Annotated in this window: 28 protein-coding genes; 22 read left to right on the top strand and 6 right to left on the bottom strand. The window is 72.2% G+C overall.

The features are described from left to right. Positions 1 to 3: 3 nt before the first annotated feature. Positions 4 to 606: a hypothetical protein gene (locus K7G60_RS18750; RefSeq protein WP_225802083.1), complete on the bottom strand. Its 603-nt coding sequence runs from the start codon at positions 604 to 606 to the stop codon at positions 4 to 6. Between the two features lie 7 nt (positions 607 to 613). Continuing rightward, entirely contained in the window at positions 614 to 1,420 is an 807-nt protein-coding gene (locus tag K7G60_RS18745; RefSeq protein WP_225802082.1) for an IclR family transcriptional regulator, read from the bottom strand. Positions 1,421 to 1,748: 328 nt separating this feature from the next. On the opposite strand from K7G60_RS18745, the gene allB reads away from it, so the two are divergent. Together allB and alc are read left to right on the top strand one after the other, a co-directional pair. Then, positions 1,749 to 3,083 (top strand): allantoinase AllB, encoded by a 1,335-nt coding sequence (gene allB / locus K7G60_RS18740; RefSeq protein ID WP_225802081.1) that lies wholly within the window; start codon positions 1,749 to 1,751, stop codon positions 3,081 to 3,083. A gap of 1 nt (position 3,084) precedes the next feature. Continuing rightward, entirely contained in the window at positions 3,085 to 4,200 is a 1,116-nt protein-coding gene (gene alc / locus K7G60_RS18735; protein ID WP_225802080.1) for an allantoicase, read from the top strand. 123 nt (positions 4,201 to 4,323) lie between these two features. Here the strand turns inward: alc and K7G60_RS18730 are convergent, their stop codons facing one another. Next, positions 4,324 to 5,064, bottom strand: a complete 741-nt coding sequence (locus tag K7G60_RS18730) for an SDR family NAD(P)-dependent oxidoreductase (protein WP_225802079.1) — start codon at positions 5,062 to 5,064, stop codon at positions 4,324 to 4,326. Positions 5,065 to 5,254: 190 nt separating this feature from the next. On the opposite strand from K7G60_RS18730, the gene K7G60_RS18725 reads away from it, so the two are divergent. The 5 genes from K7G60_RS18725 (at position 5,255) to K7G60_RS18705 (ending at position 9,070) form a co-directional block, all read left to right on the top strand. After that, positions 5,255 to 5,863: a dihydrofolate reductase family protein gene (locus tag K7G60_RS18725; RefSeq protein ID WP_225802078.1), complete on the top strand. Its 609-nt coding sequence runs from the start codon at positions 5,255 to 5,257 to the stop codon at positions 5,861 to 5,863. A gap of 115 nt (positions 5,864 to 5,978) precedes the next feature. Next, positions 5,979 to 6,914 (top strand): DMT family transporter, encoded by a 936-nt coding sequence (locus tag K7G60_RS18720; RefSeq protein ID WP_225802077.1) that lies wholly within the window; start codon positions 5,979 to 5,981, stop codon positions 6,912 to 6,914. Between the two features lie 11 nt (positions 6,915 to 6,925). Next, positions 6,926 to 7,285, top strand: a complete 360-nt coding sequence (locus K7G60_RS18715; protein ID WP_225802076.1) for a hypothetical protein — start codon at positions 6,926 to 6,928, stop codon at positions 7,283 to 7,285. Between the two features lie 91 nt (positions 7,286 to 7,376). Next, positions 7,377 to 8,021: a LuxR C-terminal-related transcriptional regulator gene (locus tag K7G60_RS39420; protein ID WP_374115643.1), complete on the top strand. Its 645-nt coding sequence runs from the start codon at positions 7,377 to 7,379 to the stop codon at positions 8,019 to 8,021. After that, the gene (locus K7G60_RS18705; RefSeq protein WP_374115648.1) at positions 7,907 to 9,070 is read left to right on the top strand and encodes a cytochrome P450; all 1,164 of its coding nucleotides are present in this window, start codon (positions 7,907 to 7,909) and stop codon (positions 9,068 to 9,070) included. The genes K7G60_RS39420 and K7G60_RS18705 overlap by 115 nt, the downstream gene beginning before the upstream one ends. Before the next feature lie 70 nt (positions 9,071 to 9,140). Here the strand turns inward: K7G60_RS18705 and K7G60_RS18700 are convergent, their stop codons facing one another. Then, a complete protein-coding gene (locus tag K7G60_RS18700) occupies positions 9,141 to 10,130 on the bottom strand; it encodes a Gfo/Idh/MocA family oxidoreductase (RefSeq protein WP_225802074.1) in 990 nt (329 codons plus the stop codon). A gap of 114 nt (positions 10,131 to 10,244) precedes the next feature. Here K7G60_RS18700 and K7G60_RS18695 point away from each other — a divergent pair, with 114 nt between their 5' ends. The 7 genes from K7G60_RS18695 to K7G60_RS18665 all read left to right on the top strand — a co-directional run bounded on the left by K7G60_RS18695 (position 10,245) and on the right by K7G60_RS18665 (position 16,704). Next, complete coding sequence (locus K7G60_RS18695) at positions 10,245 to 11,003, top strand: GntR family transcriptional regulator (RefSeq protein WP_225802073.1); 759 nt, start codon at positions 10,245 to 10,247, stop codon at positions 11,001 to 11,003. Between the two features lie 88 nt (positions 11,004 to 11,091). Then, complete coding sequence (locus K7G60_RS18690; RefSeq protein ID WP_225802072.1) at positions 11,092 to 12,111, top strand: sugar ABC transporter substrate-binding protein; 1,020 nt, start codon at positions 11,092 to 11,094, stop codon at positions 12,109 to 12,111. Further along, positions 12,108 to 13,163: an ABC transporter permease gene (locus tag K7G60_RS18685; RefSeq protein WP_225802071.1), complete on the top strand. Its 1,056-nt coding sequence runs from the start codon at positions 12,108 to 12,110 to the stop codon at positions 13,161 to 13,163. Before K7G60_RS18690 ends, K7G60_RS18685 begins: the two co-directional genes overlap by 4 nt. Next, positions 13,160 to 13,945, top strand: coding sequence for an ATP-binding cassette domain-containing protein (locus K7G60_RS18680; protein WP_225802070.1), 786 nt, complete (start codon positions 13,160 to 13,162; stop codon positions 13,943 to 13,945). Before K7G60_RS18685 ends, K7G60_RS18680 begins: the two co-directional genes overlap by 4 nt. Positions 13,946 to 13,982: 37 nt before the next feature. After that, positions 13,983 to 15,158, top strand: a complete 1,176-nt coding sequence (locus K7G60_RS18675) for an ROK family glucokinase (RefSeq protein ID WP_225802069.1) — start codon at positions 13,983 to 13,985, stop codon at positions 15,156 to 15,158. Beyond that, positions 15,155 to 15,733: a hypothetical protein gene (locus K7G60_RS18670; RefSeq protein WP_225802068.1), complete on the top strand. Its 579-nt coding sequence runs from the start codon at positions 15,155 to 15,157 to the stop codon at positions 15,731 to 15,733. Before K7G60_RS18675 ends, K7G60_RS18670 begins: the two co-directional genes overlap by 4 nt. A 92-nt stretch (positions 15,734 to 15,825) precedes the next feature. Further along, positions 15,826 to 16,704: a YhjD/YihY/BrkB family envelope integrity protein gene (locus tag K7G60_RS18665; protein ID WP_225802067.1), complete on the top strand. Its 879-nt coding sequence runs from the start codon at positions 15,826 to 15,828 to the stop codon at positions 16,702 to 16,704. Here K7G60_RS18665 and K7G60_RS18660 read toward each other — a convergent pair. Further along, the gene (locus K7G60_RS18660; RefSeq protein WP_225802066.1) at positions 16,667 to 17,581 is read right to left on the bottom strand and encodes a hypothetical protein; all 915 of its coding nucleotides are present in this window, start codon (positions 17,579 to 17,581) and stop codon (positions 16,667 to 16,669) included. The genes K7G60_RS18665 and K7G60_RS18660 overlap by 38 nt on opposite strands. A 296-nt stretch (positions 17,582 to 17,877) precedes the next feature. Between K7G60_RS18660 and K7G60_RS18655 the strand changes: the two genes are divergently transcribed. The 8 genes from K7G60_RS18655 (at position 17,878) to K7G60_RS18620 (ending at position 24,450) form a co-directional block, all read left to right on the top strand. Further along, on the top strand, positions 17,878 to 19,134 hold the full coding sequence (locus K7G60_RS18655) for an alpha/beta fold hydrolase (protein WP_225802065.1): 1,257 nt from the start codon (positions 17,878 to 17,880) through the stop codon (positions 19,132 to 19,134). 9 nt (positions 19,135 to 19,143) lie between these two features. After that, positions 19,144 to 19,776, top strand: coding sequence for an MBL fold metallo-hydrolase (locus K7G60_RS18650; protein WP_225802064.1), 633 nt, complete (start codon positions 19,144 to 19,146; stop codon positions 19,774 to 19,776). Between the two features lie 39 nt (positions 19,777 to 19,815). Continuing rightward, positions 19,816 to 20,595 carry an exodeoxyribonuclease III gene (locus tag K7G60_RS18645; RefSeq protein ID WP_225802063.1) on the top strand — a complete coding sequence of 260 codons (780 nt, stop codon included), beginning with the start codon at positions 19,816 to 19,818 and terminating at the stop codon, positions 20,593 to 20,595. Between the two features lie 67 nt (positions 20,596 to 20,662). Next, entirely contained in the window at positions 20,663 to 21,106 is a 444-nt protein-coding gene (locus K7G60_RS18640; RefSeq protein WP_225802062.1) for a DUF6278 family protein, read from the top strand. A gap of 150 nt (positions 21,107 to 21,256) precedes the next feature. Further along, complete coding sequence (locus K7G60_RS18635; RefSeq protein ID WP_225802061.1) at positions 21,257 to 22,003, top strand: amino acid ABC transporter ATP-binding protein; 747 nt, start codon at positions 21,257 to 21,259, stop codon at positions 22,001 to 22,003. A 13-nt stretch (positions 22,004 to 22,016) separates the two neighbouring features. Further along, on the top strand, positions 22,017 to 22,934 hold the full coding sequence (locus tag K7G60_RS18630; RefSeq protein WP_225802060.1) for a glutamate ABC transporter substrate-binding protein: 918 nt from the start codon (positions 22,017 to 22,019) through the stop codon (positions 22,932 to 22,934). Positions 22,935 to 22,951: 17 nt separating this feature from the next. After that, positions 22,952 to 23,596 carry an amino acid ABC transporter permease gene (locus tag K7G60_RS18625; protein WP_225802059.1) on the top strand — a complete coding sequence of 215 codons (645 nt, stop codon included), beginning with the start codon at positions 22,952 to 22,954 and terminating at the stop codon, positions 23,594 to 23,596. Then, the gene (locus tag K7G60_RS18620) at positions 23,593 to 24,450 is read left to right on the top strand and encodes an amino acid ABC transporter permease (protein WP_225802058.1); all 858 of its coding nucleotides are present in this window, start codon (positions 23,593 to 23,595) and stop codon (positions 24,448 to 24,450) included. Before K7G60_RS18625 ends, K7G60_RS18620 begins: the two co-directional genes overlap by 4 nt. A gap of 38 nt (positions 24,451 to 24,488) precedes the next feature. Here K7G60_RS18620 and K7G60_RS18615 read toward each other — a convergent pair. Then, the coding region (locus K7G60_RS18615) for an alpha/beta fold hydrolase (protein ID WP_225802057.1) at positions 24,489 to 25,919 on the bottom strand (1,431 nt) is incomplete at its 5' end.

The following is a 25,919-nucleotide window of genomic DNA, read 5'->3' as shown; positions in this document are numbered from 1 at the left end:
CCGTCAGCCGAACCAGACCACCAGGCGGACGTTCTCGTCCCCGTGGGTGGCCGCGAGCTCCCGCATCGCCGCCCACACGGGGCCCCAGTCGCCGTCCGGCGGAACGAACATGCGGGGCGTCCAGGTCACGGGACGGTACACGGCGCCGTTCCAGTGGACCTCGCCGCCCGGCGGCCACTCCGGTGGCATCAGGTCCTCGCCGAAGAGGTCCTCCGCCAGGTCGAGGACCTCGATCGGGGTCCAGGGAGTGTGGTCGAGTACGAGCTCGCCGTCCGGGCCCGGCCGCCACGCGCCGATGTGGTTCCGGTCGGGACCGTCGCAGAGCGGCCCGTCCCAGTCGACGGCCGCGATCTCGGCCCAGGTGGCGTACGAGTGGCCGTGGTGCAGCTCCTCGCAGGTGCTCGGGACGGGGTCCGAGACGTCGTCCGGGCAGCCCCGCCGGTCGAACAGGGGCCGCTCCACCTGGAGGCCCCCGCTGCCGAAGCCGAAGAGGACCTCCCTGGCGTTCCGGTCGCGCCGGAGCGCGGACTCCGGGAGGTCGAGCGCGCACCGCCAGCGGCCGTCGCGGCCGCGCACCTCGACCACCCCGTCGATGTCCACCCCCACGGCGGCCTCAGCCCTGGCCGTTGCCCGCCGTGTTCGCCAGGGCGGCCGAGAGCTCGCGGGCCACTTCCTGGAGGATCGGGACGATCTTCTCCGTGGCCGCCTCGGTGACGCGGCCCGCGGGGCCCGAGATGGAGATGGCCGCTGCGGTGGGGGAGTCCGGTACGGAGACCGCGAGGCAGCGGACCCCTATCTCCTGCTCGTTGTCGTCGACCGCGTAGCCCGTCTCGCGGACCGCCACGAGCGCGTCGAGGAAGCCGTCCGGCGTGGTGATGGTCTTCTCGGTCGCGGCCGGCATGCCGGTGCGGGCGAGCAGTGCCCGCACCTCCTCCGCCGGCGTGTGCGCCAGGAGTGCCTTGCCGACGCCGGTCGAGTGCGGCAGGACCCGGCGGCCGACCTCGGTGAACATGCGCATGGAGTGCTTGGAGGGCACCTGCGCGACGTACACGATCTCGTCGCCGTCGAGCAGCGCCATGTTCGCGGTCTCGCCGGTCTCCTCGACCAGCCGCGCGAGGTAGGGGCGGGCCCAGGTGCCGAGGAGGCGGGAGGCGGACTCGCCGAGCCGGATGAGCCGGGGGCCGAGGGCGTACCGGCGGTTGGGCTGCTGGCGCACGTAACCGCAGGCGACGAGGGTGCGCATCAGGCGGTGGATGGTGGGGAGCGGGAGTCCGCTGCTGGCGGAGAGTTCGCTCAGGCCGACCTCGCCCCCGGCGTCGGCCATCCGCTCCAGGAGGTCGAAGGCGCGCTCGAGGGACTGGACGCCTCCGCTCGCGGCGGGCTTGGCGGCGTCGGTGGTGCTGGCGCTGGACGTCGGCACGTCAACGGTCCTTTCGGGGCAGGCGGGCAAGGCAGCAGCCTACCGGGCCGCCGGCCGGGGCACACGGTCCCGGTATCGGCGTCAGCGCCGGTCAGGGGGTGTTTGTCCGGTGTCGGTGACGGCCCGGAGCGGTCCGGGCCCGGCTCGCATGTGCGGAGCTACGTTCTACTGTACGAAATTTCCATTCCACTTTGTGGAAAGCTCCGAGTCGGGCCCACCGGCGACCGATGCTGGAAGTGTGCCCTTGACGACCCCTCGTTCGGAAGTGAAGACTCCTTTTCAACAGTTCGTTGAAATTTCCGCTGAAGTGCTTGAAGAAGGGGTACGGGTGGACGTCAACCTGGTCCTGCGCTCGACACGCGTCATCACCCCCGAGGGAACGCGCCCGGCGTCGATCGCCGTCTCCGGAGGGACGATCGCGGCCGTGCTGCCGTACGACGCCGAGGTGCCCGCCGGCGCCCGGCTCGAGGACGTCGGCGACGACGTCGTCCTGCCCGGACTCGTCGACACCCACGTCCACGTGAACGACCCGGGCCGCACCGAGTGGGAGGGCTTCTGGACCGCCACCCGCGCGGCCGCCGCCGGCGGCATCACCACCCTGCTCGACATGCCGCTCAACTCGCTGCCCCCCACCACCACCGTGGAGCACCTGCGCGTCAAGCAGGAGGTCGCCCGCAGCAAGGCCCACATCGACGTCGGCTTCTGGGGCGGCGCCCTGCCCGACAACGTCAAGGACCTGCGCCCCCTCCACGACGCCGGCGTCTTCGGCTTCAAGTGCTTCCTCTCGCCCTCCGGCGTCGAGGAGTTCCCGGAGCTCGACCAGGAGCAGCTGGCCAACTCGCTCGCCGAGATCTCCGGCTTCGACGGCCTGATGATCGTGCACGCCGAGGACCCGCACCACCTCGCCGCCGCGCCCCAGCGGTCGGGCGGCGCGTACGCCGACTTCCTCGCCTCCCGCCCCCGCGACGCCGAGAACACGGCCATCGAGAACCTGATCAACCAGGCCCGCCGGCTCAACGCCCGCGTCCACGTCCTGCACCTCTCCTCCTCGGACGCGCTGCCGGCCCTCGCCGCGGCCAAGGCCGAGGGCGTGAAGATCACCGTCGAGTCCTGTCCGCACTTCCTCACGCTCACCGCCGAGGAGATCCCGGACGGCGCCACCGAGTTCAAGTGCTGCCCGCCCATCCGCGAGGCCTCGAACCAGGACGCCCTGTGGCAGGGGCTCGCGGACGGCACGATCGACTGCATCGTCTCCGACCACTCCCCGTCCACCGCCGACCTGAAGACCCCGGACTTCGCCTCCGCCTGGGGCGGCATCTCCTCCCTCCAGCTCGGCCTGCCGGCCATCTGGACCGAGGCCCGCCGCCGCGGCCACACCCTGGAGGACGTGGTCCGCTGGATGTCCGAGGGCCCGGCCCGGCTCGCCGGACTCACCCGCAAGGGCGCCATCGAGGCCGGCCGCGACGCCGACTTCGCCGTCCTCGCCCCCGACGCCACCTTCACCGTCGACCCGGCCGAGCTCCAGCACCGCAACCGCATCACCGCCTACGCGGGCAAGACCCTCAGCGGCGTCGTCACCTCCACCTGGCTGCGTGGAGAGCGGATCGCCGACCACGGCACCCTCGCCGAGCCCTCCGGCCGCCTCCTCGAAAGGAACAACTGACGTGTCGTCCATACCCAGCTTCACCGGTGACGCCAGCCCCTACGGCGGTGGCGACCCGTACGCCGACTACCGGACGGCCGACTTCCCCTTCACCCAGTACGCGGACCTCGCGGACCGGCGCCTGGGCGCGGGCGTCATCGCGGCCAACGACGAGTTCTTCGCCGAGCGCGAGAACCTCCTCAAGCCCGAGTCCGCCGAGTTCGACCCCGAGCACTTCGGCCACAAGGGCAAGATCATGGACGGCTGGGAGACCCGCCGCCGTCGCGGTGTCTCGGCCCAGCAGCCGCACCCCACCGAGGACGACCACGACTGGGCCCTCGTACGCCTCGGCGCGCCCGGCGTGATCCGCGGCATCGTCGTCGACACCGCCCACTTCCGCGGCAACTACCCGCAGGCCGTCTCCGTCGAGGCCACCTCCGTGGCCGGCTCGCCCTCGCCCGAGGAGCTCCTCGCCGACGACGTGAAGTGGACGACGCTGGTCCCGCGCACCGCGGTCGGCGGCCACGCCGCCAACGGCTTCGCCGTCGACGTCGAGCAGCGCTTCACGCACCTGCGCGTCAACCAGCACCCCGACGGCGGCATCGCCCGCCTCCGCGTCTACGGCGAGGTCGCCCCGGACCCGGCGTGGCTCGGCGTGCTCGGCACCTTCGACCTCGCGGCCCTGGAGAACGGCGGCCGGGTCGAGGACGCCTCGGACCGCTTCTACTCCCCGGCCACCAACACCATCCAGCCGGGCCGCTCCCGCAAGATGGACGACGGCTGGGAGACCCGCCGCCGCCGCGACAAGGGCAACGACTGGATCCGCTACGGCCTGGTCGCCGAGTCCGAGATCCGCGCCGTCGAGATCGACACCGCCTACCTCAAGGGCAACAGCGCGGGCTGGGCCGCCCTCTCCGTCGCGGCCGAGGGCTCGGAGGAGTGGACCGAGATCCTGCCCCGGACCCGCCTCCAGCCCGACACCAACCACCGGTTCGTGCTCGACGCCCCGGCCGTCGGCTCCCGCGTCCGGATCGACATCTACCCGGACGGCGGCATCTCCCGCCTCCGTCTCTTCGGCTCCCTCACGGAGGCCGGCACGGCGCGGCTGACCGCCCGCCACCAGGAGCTCGGCGGCTGACCGGCTCCTCCACCGACTGGGCGGGCACGACACCCCGCCCGGCCCGCGAGGGCGCACCGACCCGACAGCACCGGTGCGCCCTCGCGCCACCCCTTTCCGTGGGCTCCGTCCCGCGTCCGAGCCCTACGCGGCGTGCCCGCCGTCCACCGAGAACTCGGCGCCCGTCACGTACCGCCCGCCGGGGCCCGCCAGGAAGGCGACCATCGCCGCCACCTCGTCCGGGGTGCCGAAGCGGCCGAGCGCCGTCATGGCCGCCTGCCCCTCCGCGTACGGCCCGTCCGCCGGGTTCATGTCGGTGTCGACGGGACCGGGATGGACGATGTTCGCCGTGATGCCGCGCCCGCCCAGCTCCCGCGCCAGCGCCTTCGTCAGGCCGATCAGCGCCGCCTTGCTCATCGTGTAGAGGCTCCCGCCGGGGCCCGGCACCCGCTGGGTCATGCAGGTGCCGATGGTGACGATCCGGCCGCCCTCGGGCAGCCGCGCCGCAGCAGCCTGCGAGGCGAGGAAGGCCGCCCGGACGTTCACCGCGAGGACCCGGTCCACGTCCGCGAGGGAGAGCGACTCCAGCGGACCGAGGACGCCGGCGCCGACGTTGTTCACCAGGGCGTCGAGGCGGCCGAGGGCGTCCGCGGCCCACTCCACCGCGCCCGCCGCGTCCCCGGCGTCCGCCGCGTCGGCCCGCAGGGGCAGCGCCTTGCGGCCGGCCGCCTCGATCCGCCCGGCGACCTCCTTGGCCCGCGCCTCGTCCTGGACGTAGGTGAAGGCCACGTCGGCGCCCTCCCGGGCCAGCCGCACAGCCGTCGCCGCGCCGATCCCCCGGCTGCCACCCGTCACCAGAACCGCCGTGCCGTTCATCGTGGACATCCCGAAACCTCCGTAGAAGAACCAACTGGTTGCGAGTTCAATGAAAGTGGGCGGGGCGCCCGGACGCTGGCGGGAATCGGACGCCGACCCGATCACCGAGATGCCGCCCCGGTCACCGATGACTTCCGCCGGGCGGTGGAGTCGGAAGGGGTGAGACACGATGGTCCGGAGAACAGAAAGGGCACCCGCCATGGCCACCCTCAGCCTCACCCAGTTCCTCACCCTCGACGGCGTCATCCAGGCACCCGGAGGCCCCGAGGAGGACCCCAGCGGCGGCTTCGAGCACGGCGGCTGGTCCGTGCCGTTCGGCGACGAGGACTTCGGACGGCGCATCACCGAGATCTTCGACCGGCCGACCGCCTTCCTCCTCGGCCGCCGCACGTACGACATCTTCGCGGGCTACTGGCCCAAGCACACCGACCCCGCCGACCCCGTCGCCTCCAAGCTCAACGCCCTCCCCAAGTACGTCGCCACGACCACCCTCACCTCCGCCGACTGGGAGAACACCACCCTGCTCCGCGGCGACGTCGTCGAAGAGGTCGCCGCCCTCAAGGAGCGCACCGACGGCGAGATCCAGATGCACGGCAGCGCGGGCCTCGCCCGGACCCTCCTCGACCACGACCTCATCGACACCCTCCACCTGCACGTCTTCCCCGTGGTCCTGGGCACCGGCCGCCGCCTCTTCACCGACGGGGTCCGTCCCACCGCCTTCCGCCTCACCGACGCACGCACCACCTCCACGGGCGTCGCCCTCCACACGTACGAACTGGCCGGCCGCCCCGCGTACGGCAGCTACTGATGCGGACCGAGGAAAAGGTGTAGCCACCACGGGCCCGTCCCGGTTACGGTGATCGCCCCGAGTGCGAGCCGTCGAAGTCTCCACCCCTCCGGAAGAGTTGGAGAACCGGCCCGCGATGTCAGCTTCGTCGTCGATCGCCGCACCCCTGCCCCTCGGCGCCCCGCGCCGCGCCTGGCTCACCGACCTCCCCGTCCTGCTCGTCGCCGTAGTCTGGGGCGCCAGCTATCTCGCGGCCAAGGGCATCACCACCGGCCACACCGTCGTCGCGGTCCTCGTGCTGCGGTTCGCGGTGGTGCTGCCCGTCCTCGTCGCCGCCGGGTGGAGCAGGCTCCGGGCCCTGAGCGCGGCCCAGTGGCGCGGCGCCGCGACCCTCGGACTGATCCTCAGCGGGATCTTCCTCCTGGAGACGTACGGCGTCGTCCACACCTCCGCCACCAACGCAGGCCTGATCATCAGCCTCACCATGATCTTCACCCCGCTCGCCGAGGCCGCCGTCACCCGGGTCAGGCCGCCCCGCGCCTTCCTCGCCGCCGCCGCGCTCTCCGTCGCCGGCGTCGTCCTGCTGACCCAGGGCGGAGGCTTCACCGCCCCCTCCCCGGGCGATCTGCTCATGCTGCTCGCAGCCCTCGCCCGCACCGTCCACGTCCTGGCCATGTCCCGGATCGAGGCGGTCCGGTCGGCCGACTCGCTCTCCCTCACCACCGTCCAGCTCGGCTCCGCCGTGGCCGTGTTCGCCGTCATCGCCGCCCTCCCCGGCACCGGCGCCCCGCCCTGGGCCGTCGCCCTCGACTTCGGCCCGCGCGAGTGGGCCGGGCTCCTCTTCCTCTCCGTCTTCTGCACGCTCTTCGCCTTCTTCGTGCAGATGTGGGCCGTCCGCCGTTCCTCGCCCTCCCGGGTCAGCCTCCTCCTCGGCACGGAACCGCTCTGGGCCGCCGCCGCGGGCATCGCCCTCGCCGGCGACCGCCCCGGCGTCCTCGGCCTCGCGGGCGCGATCCTCGTGCTCGCGGGCACCAGTTGGGGCCGCCGCACGGCCGACGAGGACGCCGGGTAAGTTCTTCGACCATGCGTTCACTGGTGTACGACAATGCGTTCCGCGCCCGGGCCCGCCGCACCCGGGCATGGGGTCTCGGACTCCTCGCCGTGGCCGTGCTCCTGTGGATCTGGCTCGCGGTGCTCCTCTTCACGCCCTACGAGACCGGTGAGCGCAGCCGCGAGTGCACCTCCCGGTTCACCAGCGAGAACCTCCACAACAGCGACAGCCGCTGCGTCAACGAGCGCGACTGGCCCGAACTCCTCGCCGTTCTCGGCGCGTCCGTGCCCGTGGCCGTCATCGGATCCGTCCTCTACACCAGCGGCTCCGTGTCCCACCGCATGGCCGAGCACCTCGCCGAGGTCACCCGCCTCGACCGCGCGAGCGCCTGACCGCCGGGGGGCCGCCCGCTCAGGTCTTCGCTGTTGAGCGTTCCGGTGTCGGATCGCGGCTCGGTGATCGTATCGGTCCTGGCTCGGTGAGGTGTCCGACGTGGTGCTTCGGCAGTCGCCGCGGGACCTGGACACCGCGTACCGCAACTTCTTCGACGGCCTGAAGGGCAAGCGTCCCCGGACAGGTGCGCCCCGGTTCGAGTCCAAGCGGGACAACCGGCAGGCTGTCCGGTTCACGGCCAACGCCAAGTGGAAGATCACGCCCGGCGGGGATCCGCGATTACCGAAGGTCGGGGACGGGCGGGTGAAGTGGTCCCGGGCTCCGCCGTCGACGCCGTCGACGGTGACGGTGATCAAGGACGCGGCGGGGCGGTGTTCCGCGTCCTCCGGCGCCCGCGAGAGGGAGGTGGCCGTCGCCGTCGGGCGCGGCCGGTCGAACGCCGAGATCGCCGCCGGGCTGTACACGAGCGTCCCCACGGTCAAGGCCCACGCCTCCCGGATCCTCGCCGAGCTCGGCCCCGACAACCGCGTCCAGACCGCGCTCCTGGTCCATGACGCGGGGCTGCTGGACGAGGTGGACGGAGGCCAGTCGGATAGTCTGCTTCGATGTCCGTCATCGAACTGGGGGAGTACGGCGCGGACTTCACCGCGAACCCGTACCCCTACTACGCGAAGCTCCGTGAAGCAGGTCCCGTCCACGAGGTGCGGATGCCCGACGGCTTCCAGTTCTGGCTGATCGTCGGCCACGAGGAAGGGCGCGCGGCGCTCGCCGATCCCCGGCTCGCCAAGTCCCCGTCCGTCATCGGCGTCCGGCCCCCGGAGGAGGACGTCATCGGCGTCCACCTCCTCGCGGCGGACGCCCCCGACCACACCCGGCTGCGCCGCCTGGTCACGGCGGAGTTCACCGGCCGCCGGGTCGAGGGCCTGCGCCCCCGCATCGAGCGGCTCACCCACGAGCTCGCCGACGCGATGGAACCGGCCGGCCGCGCCGACCTCGTCGACGCCTACGCCTTCCCGCTGCCGATCACCGTCATCTGCGAGCTCCTCGGCGTCCCCGCCGAGGACCGCGAGACCTTCCGCGGCTGGTCCAACGAGCTCGTCACCCCGACCGGAGACCGGGGCATCCTCGACGCCCTGGAGGGCTTCGGCGGCTACCTCGACGAGCTCATCGAGGACAAGCGGGCCGCCGGGCCCGCCGACGACCTGCTCTCCGGCCTGATCGCCGCCCGCGCCGAGGACGGCGACCGGCTCTCCGGGCCCGAACTCCGCGCCATGGCATACCTGTTGCTCATCGCCGGCCACGAGACCACCGTCAACCTGATCTCCAACACCGTCCGCAACCTGCTCACCCACCCCGAGCAGCTCGCCGCCCTGCGCGCCGAACCGGACCTCCTCGACGGGGCGATCGAGGAGTCCCTGCGGTACGACGGGCCGGTGGAGACCGGCACCTTCCGCTTCACCCGGGAGCCCTTCGCCATCGGAGACACCGTCATCCCGGCGGGAGAGAGCGTCCTGGTGGGGATCGGCGCGCTCGACCGGGACCCGGCCCGCTTCCCCGAACCCGACCGCTTCGACATCCGCCGCGACACCAGGGGCCACCTCGCCTTCGGCCACGGCATCCACTACTGCCTGGGCGCGCCGCTCGCCCGCCTGGAGGGCAGGATCGCCCTACGGACGCTCCTGGAGCGCTTCCCCCGGCTGGAACTCGACCCCGAGGGCGCGCCCTGGGAGTGGCTGCCGGGTCTCCTCATGCGCGGCGTCCGCCACCTCCCGGTCCGGTGGTGAGCCCGCGGCCCCCTGAAATCGCGGCCCCCTGAAACCGCGCCACCCCCAGAAACCGGGCCGCCGGGGGAGCCTAAGCCACCCGCACCGGCCCCCGCTCCCGGCGCGAGCGCTCGCACGCCTCGGCGATCCGGAGCGCCGCCAGGGCCTCCCGGCCGTCACAGGGGTTGGGCGCCTCGCCGCGCACCAGCCGTACGAAGGCGTCCAGTTCCGCCTCGTACGCGGGGGCGAACCGCTCCAGGAAGCCGGGCCAGGGCTTGCCCGGGGCGGGCGGGCCCTGCGGCTCCACCGAGGCGAGCGGGGTCCGGTCGTCCAGGCCCACCCCGATCTGGTCCCGCTCGCCCGCCAGTTCCATGCGGACGTCGTAGCCGGCGCCGTTGCACCGGGTCGCGGTCGCGGTCACGAGCGTGCCGTCGTCCAGGGTGAGCACGGCCGCGGCCGTGTCCACGTCGCCCGCCTCCCGGAACATCGCCGGGCCGGTGTCCGAGCCCGTCGCGTACACCTCGACGACCTCCCGCCCGGTCACCCAGCGGACGACGTCGAAGTCGTGCACGAGGCAGTCGCGGAAGAGGCCGCCGGAGAGCGGCAGGTACGCGGCGGGCGGCGGCTCCGGGTCGGAGGTGACCGCCCGCACCGTGTGCAGCCGGCCGAGCCGCCCCGACCGCACGGCCTCGCGCGCCGCCCGGTACCCCGCGTCGAAGCGGCGCATGAACCCCAGCTGGAGCGCCGTGCCCGCCTCCGTCACCGCGTCGAGCGCCCTCAGCGTCCCCGGCACGTCCAGGGCGATCGGCTTCTCGCAGAAGGCCGGCAGGCCCGCCCGGGCGGCGCGGGCGATCAGCTCCGCGTGCGCGGCCGTCGCCGAGGCGATCACCACGGCGTCCAGGGCGTGCCCGAGCAGCGCGTCCACGTCCGGCGCCGCCTCCGCGCCGAGCGCCTCCGCCACCCCGGCCGCCCGGACGGCGTCCGCGTCCGCCACGACCAGCGATTCGACTTCCGGATGCCGGGCCAGCACCCCCGCGTGGAAACTCCCGATCCGTCCCGTACCGATCAGTCCGATGCGCATGGCCCCACCGTGGAGCCGGGCGGCCCGACTGTCAAGGATTTGTCAGGACAACCGGACGTCACGACTTCCCGTCATCAGCTTCCGGTCGTCAACGCCCCGGGCTACGCTCCCCCCGTGCCCAAGCAGTCCGGCTCCCCCCTGCCCCCGCTCTCCGTGGACCGCACCAGTCCGGTCCCGCTCTACTTCCAGCTCGCCCAGCAGCTGGAGAGCGCCGTGGAGAACGGGACGCTCACCCCGGGCACCCTCCTCGGCAACGAGATCGACCTCGCCACCCGCCTGGGCCTCTCCCGGCCCACCGTCCGCCAGGCCATCCAGTCCCTCGTCGACAAGGGCCTCCTGGTCCGCCGCCGGGGCGTCGGCACCCAGGTTCTGCACGGCAGGGTCCGCCGCCCCATGGAGCTCAGCAGCCTCTACGACGACCTCGCCGCCGCCGGACAGCGCCCCGCCACCCGGGTCCTGGTCAACCGCCCGGAACCCGCCGCGGGGCCGGTCGCGGCCGCCCTCGGCGTACCCGAGGGAACCGAGGTCCACTACCTCGAACGGCTCCGCACCGCGCACGGCGAGCCGATGGCGTACCTGCGCAACCACCTGCCCCCGGGTCTCGTCGACCCCGACACCGAACGCCTGGAGACCACCGGCCTCTACCACCTGCTCCGCTCCGCCGCGCTCACCCTGCACAGCGCCCGTCAGGCCGTCGGCGCCCGCGCCGCGACCGCCGAGGAGGCCGCGCTCCTCGACGAGCCGGAGGGCGCGCCGCTGCTCACCATGGAGCGCGTCACCCTGGACGACACCGGACGCGCCGTCGAGTACGGCTCCCACCTCTACCGGGCCACCCGCTACTCCTTCGAGTTCCAGCTGATGGTCCGTCCGTAGCCGCTCCAGGGGGGCCCGCACCAGCGCCACCACCCGCATGACCGATACTGCAATGCACGCAGAAGGACACAAAGGAGGGCACGGCCTCGTGACCAGGCTTCGGACAGGAGGGGTACGCGCCGCAGTCGGCGCCGTGCTCGCCCTCGCACTCACCGCGGCGCTCGCCGGGTGCAGCAGCACCGGCGGGAAGCGGGCGGAGGACGCCCGCAAGGCCGCCGAGGCCCAGGGCAGGGCGGCCGTCGACACCCCCCGGTGGACCTTCGCGATGGTGACCCACTCGGGCGACGGCGACACCTTCTGGGACATCGTCCAGAAGGGCGCCAAGCAGGCCGCGGCCAAGGACAACATCAACTTCCTCTACGCCCACAACGACGAGGCCCAGCAGCAGGCGCAGCTGGTCGACTCGTACGTCGCCAAGGGCGTCGACGGACTGATCGTCACCCTCGCCAAGCCCGACGCCATGAAGGCCGCCGTCGAGAAGGCCGTCAAGGCCGGCATCCCGGTGATCACCGTGAACTCGGGCGCCGAGCAGTCCAAGGCCTACGGAGCGCTCACCCACATCGGCCAGGACGAGACCGTCGCCGGCGAGGCCGTCGGCGAGGAACTCGACAGGCGCGGCCGGAAGAAGGCCCTCTGCGTCCTGCACGAGCAGGGAAACGTCGGCCACGAGCAGCGCTGCGCCGGAGTGAAGAAGACCTTCGGCGGCGAGCTGGTGAACCTGTACGTCGACGGCACCAACATGCCCGACGTCAAGGCCTCCATCGAGGCCAAGCTGCAGTCCGACAAGGACGTCGACGCCGTCGTCACCCTCGGCGCCCCCTTCGCCGACACCGCCGTCCAGGCCGCGAAGGGCGCCGGCAGCAAGGCCGAGGTCGACACCTTCGACCTCAACGCCAAGGTCGCGACCGCACTGCAGGCCGGCACCCTCGGCTTCGCCGTCGACCAGCAGCCCTACCTCCAGGGCTACGAGGCCGTCGACCTGCTCTGGCTCTACCGCTACAACGCCGACGTCCTCGGCGGCGGCAAGCCGGTCCTGACCGGTCCCCAGATCATCACCAGGGACCAGGCCGCCGCGCTGAAGGAGTACGCGGATCGGGGCACCCGATGAGCTCCACCGCCCCGCCGTCGGACGGTGTCGACCACGTCGACGAACGGCTGCTGCGCACCACCCCCCTGAAGAAGCTGCTCGCCCGCCCCGAACTCGGCTCGGTCGTCGGCGCGATCGCCGTCTTCGTCTTCTTCGCGGTGGCCGCCGACAGCTTCCTCAAGCCCTCCAGCCTCGGCACGGTCCTCTACGCGGCCTCCACCATCGGCATCATGGCCGTCCCGGTCGCCCTGCTGATGATCGGCGGCGAGTTCGACCTCTCCGCCGGTGTCCTGGTCACCAGCTCCGCGCTGGTCTCCTCGATGTTCAGCTACCAGATGACGGCGAACGTCTGGGTCGGCGTCGGCGTCTCGCTGCTCGTCACCCTGGCGATCGGCGCCTTCAACGGCTTCATGCTGACCCGCACCGAGCTGCCCAGCTTCATCATCACGCTCGGCACCTTCCTCATGCTGTCCGGTCTGAACCTGGGCCTCACCAAGCTGATCAGCGGCACCGTCTCCACCAAGACCATCGCCGACATGGAGGGCTTCCCCTCCGCGCGGAAGCTCTTCGCCTCGGAGGCGACGATCGGCGGCGTCGAGTTCAAGGTCACCATCCTGTGGTGGTTCGCCCTCGTCGCGCTCGCCACCTGGATCCTGCTCCGCACCCGCTTCGGCAACTGGATCTTCGCCGTCGGCGGCGGCGCCGACGCGGCCCGCGCGGTCGGCGTCCCCGTCCACCGCACGAAGATCGGCCTCTACATGGGCGTCGCCTTCTGCGCCTGGATCTCCGGCCAGCACCTGCTCCTCTCCTTCGACGTCGTCCAGTCGGGCGAAGGCGTCGGGAACGAGCTGATCTACATCATCGCGGCCGTCATCGGCGGCTGCCTGATCACCGGCGGATACGGCTCGGCCATCGGCTCGGCGGTCGGCGCCCTCATCTTCGGCATGACCAGCAAGGGCATCGTGTACGCCGAGTGGAACCCCGACTGGTTCAAGTTCTTCCTGGGAGCGATGCTCCTCCTGGCGACCCTGCTGAACGCCTGGATCCGCAAGCGCGTGGAGGCCACGAAATGACCACTCCGCTCGTGGAGCTGGACGACGTCAGCAAGTACTACGGCAACATCCGCGCCCTCGAAGGCGTCTCCCTGGAAGTGAACGCGGGCGAGATCTCCTGCGTCCTCGGCGACAACGGCGCCGGCAAGTCCACCCTCATCAAGATCGTCGCCGGCCTCCACCGGCACGACGCCGGAACCTTCCGCATCGAGGGCGAGGAGGTCACCCTCGCCAACCCGCGCGACGCCCTCGACCGGGGCATCGCCACCGTCTACCAGGACCTCGCCGTCGTCCCCCTCATGCCGGTCTGGCGGAACTTCTTCCTCGGCTCCGAGCCCACGAAGGGCAGGGGACCGCTCAAGCGGCTCGACGTCGAGCTGATGCGGACCACGACCCGCGAGGCGCTGCTCCGCATGGGCATCGACCTCCGTGACGTCGACCAGCCCATCGGCACCCTCTCCGGCGGCGAGCGCCAGTGCGTGGCCATCGCCCGCGCGGTCCACTTCGGCGCCAAGGTCCTCGTCCTCGACGAGCCGACCGCCGCGCTCGGCGTCAAGCAGTCCGGGGTCGTCCTGAAGTACGTGGCGGCCGCCCGCGACGAAGGCCTCGGAGTGGTTCTCATCACCCACAACCCGCACCACGCCTACCTCGTCGGCGACCGTTTCGTCCTCCTCAAGCGGGGCGTCATGGCCGCGAGCCACACCAAGGACTCCGTCACGCTCGACGAGTTGACCCGGCAGATGGCGGGCGGCAGCGAGCTGGAGGACCTGCGCCACGAACTGGAGCGGCCGACCGGCGCGTAACGGCCCCTTCACACCCCACCTGGCAGAATCGGAGCCGATGAGTACCTACCGTGACCTCGCCCACCGGGGAGCCGCCCGCGGGACCGTGCTGCGGACCGTCGGGACCCGGGAGCGGCGCTCCCACCTGACGGCGCCCCGGGTGCCGACCGTCGGCATCGACATCGGCGGCACGAAGGTGATGGCCGGCGTCGTCGACGCCGACGGCAACATCCTGGAGAAGCTCCGCACCGAGACCCCGGACAAGTCCAAGAGCCCCAAGGTCGTCGAGGACACCATCGTCGAGCTGGTCCTGGACCTCTCCGACCGGCACGACGTGCACGCCGTCGGCATCGGCGCGGCCGGCTGGGTCGACGCAGACCGGGCCAGGGTCCTCTTCGCCCCGCACCTCGCCTGGCGCAACGAACCCCTCCGCGACGCCCTCCAGAGCCGCCTCGCCGTCCCCGTCATGGTCGACAACGACGCCAACACCGCCGCCTGGGCCGAGTGGCGCTTCGGCGCCGGACGAGGCGAGGACCACCTCGTCATGATCACCCTCGGCACCGGCATCGGCGGCGCCATCCTGGAGGACGGCCAGGTCAAGCGGGGCAAGTACGGCGTCGCCGGGGAGTTCGGCCACATGCAGGTCGTCCCCGGCGGCCACCGCTGCCCCTGCGGCAACCGCGGCTGCTGGGAGCAGTACAGCTCGGGCAACGCCCTGGTCCGCGAGGCCCGCGAGCTGGCCGCCGCCGACTCCCCGGTCGCGTACGAGATCATCGAGCGGGTCAAGGGGAACATCCCCGAGATCACCGGCCCCCTCATCACCGAGCTCGCCCGCGAGGGCGACGCCATGTGCGTCGAGCTGTTCCAGGACATCGGCCAGTGGCTCGGCGTCGGCATCGCCAACCTCGCCGCCGCCCTCGACCCCTCCTGCTTCGTCATCGGCGGAGGCGTCTCCGCCGCCGACGACCTGCTCATCGGCCCCGCCAGGGACGCCTTCCGCCGCCACCTCACCGGCCGCGGCTACCGCCCCGAGGCCCGCATCACCCGCGCCCAGCTCGGCCCCGAGGCCGGCATGGTCGGCGCCGCCGACCTCGCCCGGCTCGTCGCCCGCCGCTTCCGCCGTGCCAACCGGCGCCGCGTCGAGCGGTACGAACGGTACGAGCGCTACGCCCAGGCCCTGCGCAACGGGACCTCGGCCCGGGCCGCACGTACCCCCGAGGACCCCCCTTCATGACCCTGCCCCACCAGTCCGCCCCGCCCCGCCCCCCGCAGGACAAGCTGCCCGAGGACCACCGGCACATGATCCGCCGCCGCTGGCTGACGGCGGTCATCATCGTGCTCCTCGTCGGCATCCCGGCCGGCTACCTCGTCATCTCCGCGGGTCAGAGCCGCGACAGCGGCCGCGACAAGGAGCGCGAGTCCTCGGCGGCCGGCCTCCAGGACAACTGGCCCTCGCTGATGAAGCGCCGGGTCTTCGAGGTCCCGATCCCCTCCGGGGCCTGGGGCGTCGCCTACTACGAGACCAGCAACTGGAAGACCAGCAGGCTGTACGTCCAGTTCACGATGACCGCCGGCGGTCTCGACGCCTTCCTCGCCGAGTCCGGGACCGCCCGCTCCGCGCTCACCCCGGGCCGGATCACCGTCGGCGAGCGCGACGCCGACATCGCCGGCTGGACCTTCGCCGACGGCATGACCTGGGCGGGCACCACCGTCACCCGCGAGGCCCCCCGGCCGCGGACCGACATCACCGTCGACCTCACCGACCCCGCCTTCCCCCGGGTGTACGCGGTCTCCACGACCAGTCCCTGACACCGGGGCCTCCCGATCGCCCCGCCCGGCTCGCGCGATCACCGCCATCGGCGTCCAATGACTGGACGGGCCGGGTGGGGTCGGGAGGCGGGATGTCATGGGCGACCCGGGTGCGGAGCATCCGGACCGGAGCCGAGCGCCGCTTCCCCGTACTCACGGAACTGACCGGCAGACTCGTCAGCGGGAACCTCCTGGACGCGGCCACGCGGCTCGCGGCCCAGGCGTTCCTGGCCGCGGTGCCCCTCCTGTTCGCCCTGGCCGCCTTCGCCCCGCTCGCCGTACGCGACCAGCTGCGCGAGTCCCTCCGCGTCATGTTCGGGCTGACCGGCGCGGCCGACCACGAACTCCAGCAGGTCCTCGACCAGCCCGACGCCGACGGCCTCCGGGAGACCACCGGCATCGTCGGCGCCCTCGTCGCCCTGGTCTCGGCCACGAGCTTCAGCCGCGCCATGGCCCGGGTGTGCGAACGGGCCTGGGGGCTGCCCAGGGCCGGGACCCGGATCGCGGCCTGGCGGTGGCTGGTGTGGCTGCTCGCGCTGGTCGTGGTGGTGCTCCTCCAGGCACCCGTCCGCGACGGTTTCGGGGCCGGGGGCTGGCTGGGCCTTCCGCTGTACTTCCTGGTCACCACGGGAGTGTGGCTGTGGACCCAGCACCTCCTGCTCGCCAAGCGGATCGACTGGCTGCCGCTCCTGCCCGGCGCCCTCCTGGCCGGCACCGCCGCCACGGCCCTCGGCCTCACGGCACGCCTCTACATGCCGGGCGCCCTCAACAGAGCCCTGGGCGATTACGGCTCCCTCGGCCTGGTCCTGACCCTGCTCTCCTGGCTCATCGTGGTGTGCGCCGCCCTCACCTTCGCGTTCACCATCGGAGCCGTGCTCGCCCGGGAGCCCCCGCTCGACCGGTACCTCACACCCGGGTTCCGGTCGAGCGGGCCTACCGGGCTGCGGCGGGAACCTCGATCCGGCCGGTGAAGGACCCCCGCGTGTCCGCCCGGAGCTCCTGCTCGTACCGGAGCTGCCGGCCCTCGTGCGGGACGGCGAAGCCGAAGGAGGACCGGTAGGAGGCCATCCGGTGGGTGCGCGCGTCCAGGACGAGGACCTCCTCGAGGCCGGTCAGCACGATGCGCTCCTCGCCCGCCGTGACCCCGGCCTTCCGCAGCTTGTCCAGGGTGGGCCGGAACTCCCGCGCGGCCTTCGCGACGGCCGGTCGCTCCGTCCGGTCGGCCAGGTGCGCGGCGGGGATCCGCAGCCTGAGCCTGATCTCGCCGCCGACCGTGGTGACCTCGATCCGCTCGTCCCGCTCGGCGTACGCGGCGAAGGAGGCGAGCGCGGCCAGCGGGTCCTCCACCTTGGCGGCGATCTCCGGGTCGGTCAGTGGACCCTTGGTCCACGGGGCGCCGGGTGCGCCTTTCCGTACGTATCCGGTGCCGTCCACGGCGAACACCTCCTCGGCCTTGCGCTTGCCCTTGCTGAGCACCGTGCCGCTCTGGTGCAGGGCCTCCGGACTGCCGGTCCGCTCCACCGTGGCGGAGTACGAGGCGGCGCTGCCCTGCTCCTTCGGCGCACCGGTCAGTTCAAGTGACTCCTCGCCCGTCACCGCGAAGGTCCACCCGGTCCCGGCGTCCATGGCCGCCCGCGCCCGTGACAGCAGGTCCGCCGGGTCGTTCTCCGGGACCCCCGGTGTGGCCGTGGCGGGTGCGGAGGACTTCACGGGTCCGGCCGCCGGGGCCGGGTCCTGCTGCGATCCGCAGCCGGTCACCGCCGTGAGGGCGGCCAGGCCGACCGCGGGCCACCAGAGCCGGTTCTTCACCGGGCGCGGGCTCACGTGCCCCTCGGGAACGATCGGCATCGGACTCTCCTGTCAACTGCTCGCACATCGCCGGGTGGTCCCCCCCCCGAGCACGCCGGGAAGCGGCGCACGGCCATTGATCACGCAAGTGAGGGGCCTGTCAATCGACCGGACATCCCGGGCGTCGAGCGTGACGGGGCGTTCGCTCCGCGCCGGTCAGGACCCGGTCACCACGAGGGGCGGCACCGTGGCGGCCCTCGAACGCTACGCTGCCCGGGAGGTCTTGCACCTGGTCGGGCCTGTACAACCATGCCCTCCGTCACAGGGGCAGCACGAGAGATGAGAGAGTCGAGCGGGTGAGCGAGACACCGACGAACACCCTGCAATACCGCGTCGACGGACGAGAAGACGCCCCGGTCCTGGTCCTCGGACCATCACTGGGCACCACCTTCCACATGTGGGACCGGCAGATACCGGAGCTCAGCCGTGAGTGGCGGGTCGTCCGCTTCGACCTGCCGGGACACGGGGGCGCGCCCGCGGAGCCCTTCACCTCCGTCGCCGAACTCGGCGACCGGCTCCTCGCCACCCTCGACGCGCTCGGCGTCCAGCGCTTCGGATACGCGGGCTGCTCCCTGGGCGGCGCCGTCGGCCTCGACCTCGCCCTCCGCGCGCCCCACCGGGTCGCCTCGCTCGCCCTGGTCGCCGCCTCGCCCCGGTTCGGCACCGCCGACGAGTTCCGCCAGCGGGGGGTCATCGTCCGTACCAACGGCCTGGAGCCGATGGCCCGCACCGCCCCCGAGCAGTGGTTCACCCCGCTCTTCGCCGGGGCGCAGCCCGCCATCGTCGACTGGGCCGTCCAGATGGTCCGGACCACCGACCCCGCCTGCTACATCGCCGCCTGCGAGGCCCTCGCCGTCTTCGACGTCCGCGAGGCCCTCGGCGGCATCGGCATCCCCGCCCTCGTCCTCGTCGGCTCCGAGGACCAGGTCACCGGCCCCGCCGAGGCCCGCACCCTGGTCGCCGGCATCGCCGACGCCCGGCTCGCCGTCGTCCCCGGTGCCTCGCACCTCGCCCCCGTCGAGCAGCCGGCCGCCGTCACCGACCTGCTCACCGAGCACTTCTCCGGCACCGCCCAGGAGACCGGCGGCATCCTGGCCGTGCCGCCCCGGCCCGTGCCGCCCGCGCCGGTCGTCGAGCCCGCCCCGGCCCCGGAGGCCGGGCCCGCCGTGGCCGGCCGGCCCGACCCGTACGAGAAGGGGCTCGGGCTGCGCCGCGAGGTCCTCGGCGACGCCCATGTCGACCAGGCCCTCGCCGACGACCCGGACGGCGCCTTCCAGGAGCTCGTCACCCGCTACGCGTGGGGCGAGGTCTGGAGCCGCGAGGGGCTCGACCGGCGCACCCGCAGCGCCGTCACCCTCACCGCCCTCATCGCCGGGGGCCATCGGGAGGCCCTCGCCGACCACACCCGGGCGGCCCTCCGCAACGGCCTGTCGCCCGAGGAGCTCCGCGAGATCGTCCTCCACACGGGCGTGTACTGCGGTCTGCCGGCCGCCGAGACGGCGCTGAGGGTGGTCGCCCGCGTCATCGCGGAGGAGACGACGCCCCCGGCGTAGCCTGACGGTGTGAAGCTGACGAAGAAGTCCCACGCCTGCGTGCGGCTGGAGAAGGACGGCCGCACGCTCGTCCTCGACCCCGGCATGTTCACCGAGGAGGACGCCGTCCTCGGAGCGGACGCGCTGCTCGTGACCCACGAGCACCCCGACCACTTCGACGAGAGCCGGCTGCGCGCGGCCCTGGAGGCCAACGGGGCCGCCGAGATCTGGACGCTGCGCAGCGTCGCCGACCGGCTCTCGGCGGCCTTTCCGGGCCGGGTGCACACGGTCGGGCACGGCGACACCTTCACGGCGGCCGGCTTCGACGTCCAGGTCCACGGCGAACTGCACGCGGTGATCCACCCGGACATCCCGCGCATCACCAACGTGGGCTACCTCGTCGACGGAGCCGTCTTCCATCCCGGTGACGCGCTGACCGTGCCCGACCACCCGGTCGACACGCTGCTGCTGCCCGTCATGGCCCCCTGGAACAAGATCTCCGAGGTCATCGACTACGTGCGCGAGGTCAAGCCGCGCCGGGCGTACGACATCCACGACGCCCTGCTCACCGATCTCGCGCGGCCGATCTACGACCGCCAGATCGGCGAGCTGGGCGGCACGGCCCACGCGCGGCTGGCCTCCGGCGCCTCCGCCGAGCTCTGAGTCCGCGCACTGTCACACCCCGCCAGTAGGCTTGCGCCCATGCGCATCGCCACCTGGAACGTCAATTCGATCACCGCCCGGCTGCCCCGGCTCCTGGCCTGGCTGGAGAGCAGCGGCACCGACGTGCTGTGCATCCAGGAGACCAAGTGCACCGCCGAGCAGTTTCCCGTCGAGGAGCTGCGCGCCCTGGGCTACGAGTCGGCGGTCAACGCCACCGGGCGGTGGAACGGCGTGGCCCTGCTCTCCCGGGTCGGCCTCGCGGACGTGGCGACCGGACTGCCCGGCGGCCCGGAGTACGACGGTGTCGAGGAGCCCCGGGCGGTCTCCGCGACCTGCGGCCCGGTCCGCGTCTGGTCGGTGTACGTGCCGAACGGCCGCGAGGTGGCCCACGAGCACTACGCGTACAAGCTGCGCTGGCTGGAGGCGCTCAAGGCGGCCGTCGCGGAGGACGCGGCGGGGGAGCGCCCCTTCGCGGTCCTCGGCGACTACAACATCGCCCCGACCGACGACGACGTGTGGGACATCGCCGTCTTCGAGGGCGCCACGCACGTGACGGAGCCGGAGCGGGCCGCGCTCGCCGGGCTCCGCGAGACCGGTCTCACCGACGTGGTCCCGCGCCCCCTCAAGTACGACCACCCCTTCACGTACTGGGACTACCGCGCGCTCGGCTTCCCGAAGAACAAGGGCATGCGCATCGACCTGGTCTACGGGAACAAGTCCTTCGCCGAGGCGGTCTCCGACAGCTACGTGGACCGCGAGGAGCGCAAGGGCAAGGGCGCCTCGGACCACGCGCCGGTGGTCGTCGACCTCGACGTCTGACGCCGGCTCACGAAGATCACCGCGCGCCGGGTGGTCGACCGGGAGGTGGCGGTGCGACGCTGTTCGGATGAACATTCCCTTTCTGGACGGCTGGCGCAAACGACATGAGCCCGAGTCCGCGGGCTCCCCTCTGGTCGCGGCCTTCGACCGCGACCCGGAGGGCGTGGCCGAGCTCCTCTCCGAGTGCGAGCTGCTGCGTTCCCGCGTCGCGGAGGCCGGAGTGACCCTGGACGACACCCCCGGCTCCCTCCAGGAGCTCGACCAGCTCCCGCCCCGCTGGCGAAACGATCCTGAAGAGCTCCCCTGGTTCGGGAACGACGCCGGGCTCTACCTCGGCACCGTGATCGTCAGGAACGTGCCGGGCGCCCGGTGGCAGGTGTGGCCCGGCGGCGGCCCCGTGGTGCGGCTCGCCTCCGGCCGGGAGATCCGGGTCGTCGAGGCCGGTCTCGACTGGGCGATGACGGGCGTGCCGCAGCTCTCCCAGGTGTACGCGGAGGCCTCCGAGCACTGAGTACCGGGCCGCCCCGCACCGCACACCCACCACCCTTCCGCAGTAAATACGGATTATTCCGTTTTCATGCGTGTCGGGCGTGAAGTCCCTTTTTCTCATGGATAGTTTGCGCTGACCGCGACACCGCTGAGAAACGGGGCAGGGCAGCGCATGGCCGTCGTCGATCCGCTGATCGAACTGCGTGGCGTCAACAAGCACTACGGCGCGCTGCACGTCCTCCGGTCCATCGACCTCACCGTCGGACGCGGGGAGGTGGTCGTGGTCATCGGTCCCTCCGGATCCGGCAAGTCCACCCTCTGCCGCGCGATGAACCGGCTGGAGAGCGTCGAGTCCGGCGAGATCGTCATCGACGGCAGGCCCCTCCCCGAGGAGGGCGGGGCGCTGGCCCGGCTGCGCGCCGAGGTCGGCATGGTCTTCCAGTCCTTCAACCTCTTCGCGCACAAGACCGTCCTCGCGAACGTCTCCCTCGCGCAGATCAAGGTCCGCAAGCGCAAGAAGGAGGAGGCCGACCGGCGTTCGCGCGAACTCCTCGACCGGGTCGGACTCGCCGCGCACGCCGACAAGTACCCGGCCCAGCTCTCCGGTGGTCAGCAGCAGCGCGTGGCGATCGCCCGCGCCCTCGCCATGGACCCCAAGGCCCTCCTCTTCGACGAGCCGACCTCGGCACTCGACCCGGAGATGATCAACGAGGTCCTGGAGGTCATGCGGCAACTCGCCCGCGAGGGAATGACGATGGTGGTCGTGACCCACGAGATGGGCTTCGCGCGCTCCGCCGCCAACCGCGTGGTCTTCATGGCCGACGGGAAGATCGTCGAGGACCGCACGCCGGAGGAGTTCTTCACCGCCCCGCGCAGCGAGCGCGCCAAGGACTTCCTCTCCAAGATCCTCAAGCACTGACCGGGTGGGAACCATGCAGCGCACGCACCGGACCCCCGCCGCGCTCGCCCTGCTGCTCGCCGTGACGGCGGCGCTCGGCGGCTGCGGCAAGGAGGGCAGCCCGCCCGTCAAGGGCCCGCAGCCCGACCAAATCCCCCTCTACCGCGTCGAGTCGGGCTTCGCCCTGCCGGACTCAGCCACCTGGAACCGGGCGAAGAGGAGAGGCCGGCTCGTCGTCGGAGCCAAGGAGGACCAGCCCTACATGGGCGAGAAGGACCCGGCCACCGGCCGCTACTCCGGCTTCGACATCGAGATCGCCAAGATGACGGCCGCCTCCCTCGGCTTCGACCCGGCCGGCGTCGACTTCCGCACCATCGCCTCGGCCAACCGCGAGACGGCCCTGCAGAACGGGCAGATCGACTACTACGTCGGCACGTACACCATCAACGACAACCGCAAGAAGCTCGTCGGCTTCGCCGGCCCCTACTACCAGGCCGGCCAGTCCCTCCTGGTCCGCACCGACGAGAACGACATCCACGGGCCGCAGGACCTGGCCGGCAAGCGGGTCTGCTCGGCCGCCGGCTCCACCCCGTACCAGCGCATCGAGAAGGACTACCCGAAGGCCGAACTCGTCGCCTACGACACCTACTCCGTCTGCGTGGACAACCTGCTGACCTACCAGGTCGACGCGGTCACCACCGACGACACGATCCTCATGGGCTACGCCGCCAAGGTCCCCGGCGAACTCCAGGTCGTCGGCAGGCCGTTCTCCGAGGAGCCGTACGGCATCGGCGTCCCGCACGGCGACACCGCCCTGCGCCTCGCCCTCGACGACGCCATCGCGGCCCACGAGAAGAACGGCGACTGGAAGAAGGCGTACGACGCCACCCTCGGCCTCTCCGGGGTCCCCGCCCCGAAGCCGCCCGCCATCGACCGCTACCCGTCCGACTGAGGACCCCCACCGCTGACATGGACGTACTGACAGACAACTTCTCGCTCTACGCCGAGGGTTTCCTCGGCACCGTCGAACTCACCGTCTACTCCTCGGCGCTCGCCCTCGTCCTGGGCTTCGTCATGGCCTCCTTCCGGGTCGCGCCCATCGGTTCCTTCCGGGTCTTCGGCACGGTCTGGGTCACCGTCCTGCGCAACACCCCGCTGACCCTGCTCTTCTTCGCCGTCATGCTGGGCCTGCCCCGCTTCGGACTCGTGCTCCCCTTCGAGGCGTTCGCCGTCCTCGCGCTCGGCTGCTACACCTCCGCCTTCATCTGCGAGGCGCTGCGCTCCGGCGTCAACACCGTGCCGCGCGGCCAGGGCGAGGCCGCCCGCAGCCTGGGCATGACCTTCTCCCAGACCCTCTCCGCGATCGTCCTGCCGCAGGCCTTCCGCACGGTCATCCCGCCCATCGGCTCCGCCCTGATCGCCCTCGCCAAGAACTCGGCGATCGCCGGGGCGTTCAGCGTCACCGAACTCCTCGGCACCTACAAGACCCTCGGCGAACTCGGCTACGACATCGTCTGGACCTTCGTCTGGATCGCCGTCGGATACCTGATCATCACCCTCGCCATCAGCGCCGTCTTCAACCTCATGGAGAAGCGCTGGGGAGTCGCCCGATGACCGAGTCCACCGCCCTCTACGACATCCCGGGGCCGGCCGCCCGGCGGCGCCATCTCCTCTACGGACTCGCGTCCACCGCGGTCCTCGTCGCGCTGGCCGGCTGGGTCCTGCACCTCCTCTTCGACACCGGGCAGTTCACCTCCGCCAAGTGGACGCCCTTCGCGTACGAGGGCATCCAGGAGCTGCTGCTCAGGGGCCTGGGCAACACCCTCAAGGCCTTCGCCTGCGCCTCGGTGCTCTCGCTCGCCCTCGGCGCCGTCCTCGCCGCCGGCCGCCTCTCCGAGCACCGGGTGCCGCGCCGGCTCTCGACCCTGCTCGTCGAGTTCTTCCGCGCCATGCCCGTCCTCGTGATGATCTTCTTCATCTTCGTGGCGCTCAAGGTGCAGCCGCTGCCCGCGCTCGTCGCCGGCCTGACCCTCTACAACGGCTCCGTGCTCGCCGAGGTCTTCCGCACCGGCGTCCACGCCGTCGCACGCGGCCAGGGCGAGGCCGCGTACGCGCTGGGCATGCGCAAGACCCAGGTGATGGCGTACGTCCTGGTGCCACAGGCCGTCCGCGCCATGCTGCCGGCCATCATCAGCCAGCTCGTGGTCGCCCTCAAGGACACCTCGCTCGGCTTCCTCATCACCTACGAGGAGTTCCTGCACGCGGGCAAGCTGATCGCGTCCGACCTCGACTACGACCTGCCGTTCATCCCCGTCGTCCTCGTCATCTCACCGATCTACATCGGGATGTGCATGCTGCTCTCCTGGTTCGCCACCTGGGTGGCCCGCAGGGAGCGCCGCAGCCCGAAGACGAAGGCCGTGGACGTCGCCCCGGCCGAACCGGGGACGCTGCTGCCGGGACAGCGGTAGCGGGCGGGGAGCCGCACCCGCCCGGCAGCAGCCGGTGATCACTCAGCCCGCAGCGGGACCGACACGTACGAGGGGTCGGCCGTGGGGGACGAGAAGGTCAGCTGCGCGCCGGTCGGGTTGTGCTCGATGTAGAGCGGGTCCACGGTGTCGACGACCAGCGCGAGCCGGTGCCCGGCCGGGACGTCGTAGGCCGTCGAGAAGAGCTCCAGGTCGACGCCGAACGGCTGTCCCGGGGTCCGGTCGTGGAAGGTGTACGGGGCGTTGCTCACCAGCTTGCCGAGCCCGAGCGGGCCCACGTCGTAGAGGTACGCGACGAGGGTGCCGCTCTCCTTGGTGGAGCTGACCGTGGTGTGCACCTTCACCGTGCCGCGCACCCGCTGTGGTGTGTCGTACCGCTCCGACTGCCAGACGCCGGCGAAGGCGCGGGGGAGGAGGGGGACGGAGACGACGGGCGGGGCCTGGAAGAACTGGTCCAGGAGGTTGGAGAGCAGGACGACACCGCCGTCGGCGCCGGAGTCTACGTTCGCCCAGATCCGCTGCGTACCGTCGAGGTCGAACTTCCGCCGGTTCGCGTCGAGGGACTTCCAGTCGGGGTAGCCCTCGTAGCCGGCGTCGGACCGGGGCTTCAGCCGGACCGGCTGCTCGCGGTCGATGCCGTTGTCGACGCCCTTGAGGTAGCGGTCGAACCAGCGGTGGGCGCTGGTCCAGGTGTCGTTGGGCAGACCGAGGAGGCCGGTGGCCTCGGCGGTGGCGTGGTCGCCCGGACGGAACTCCAGGCGCTTGGGGCCGGTGAGCCTCTCGTAGAAGCTCGCGTACTGGTTGGGCGGGAAGATGGTGTCGCCCCAGGCGTTGCCGAGCATGATCGCGGCGCCGTTGGCGTTGATCCGGTCGACCTGCTCGGCGGCGGAGCGCTTGCGGCCCCAGGCGATCATGTCCTCCTCCTTGGCCAGGTCGGAGGAGAGGAAGTCGCCCAGGATCTGCTGGAGTTCGGGCCCGGGGCGTCCGGTGAGGTAGCCGGCGCCGCCGAGCAGGGCGGCGGCCTGGAGGTGCTGGGTGCGGCCGCTGTAGATGGAGTCGATGAGGTCGGCCCAGCCGCTGAGCGCCGCGACGGCCTTGATCCGCGGGTCGTGGGCGGCGGCGAGCAGGCTGATCCCCGCGCCGTACGACACTCCCGCCATGCCGATGTGCTCCGGGTCGGCCGGGGTGTTCGCGAGGGCCCAGTCGATCACCTTGGAGGCGTCGGCGACGTCCTTGGGACCCGCCGTCTCGATCTCCCCGCCGGACTGCCAGAAGCCGCGCGAGTTGTAACTCACCACGACGTAGCCGGAGTCGGCGAGCTTCTGGGCCTGGGCGAGGTACTCGACCTGGGGCATGGCCCAGCTGGTGGGCAGCACGATGACGGGGTGGCGGGTGGCGGGGCCGGCTCCGGCGGGCGTGACGACGTTCGCCTTGAGGACGGTGCCGCCGTC

This window comes from Streptomyces sp. NK15101 (assembly GCF_020400725.1).
Classification (GTDB): domain Bacteria; phylum Actinomycetota; class Actinomycetes; order Streptomycetales; family Streptomycetaceae; genus Streptomyces.
The sequence above is the reverse complement of the archived record's forward strand: the minus strand, read 5'-3'. Positions and strand labels throughout refer to the sequence as shown.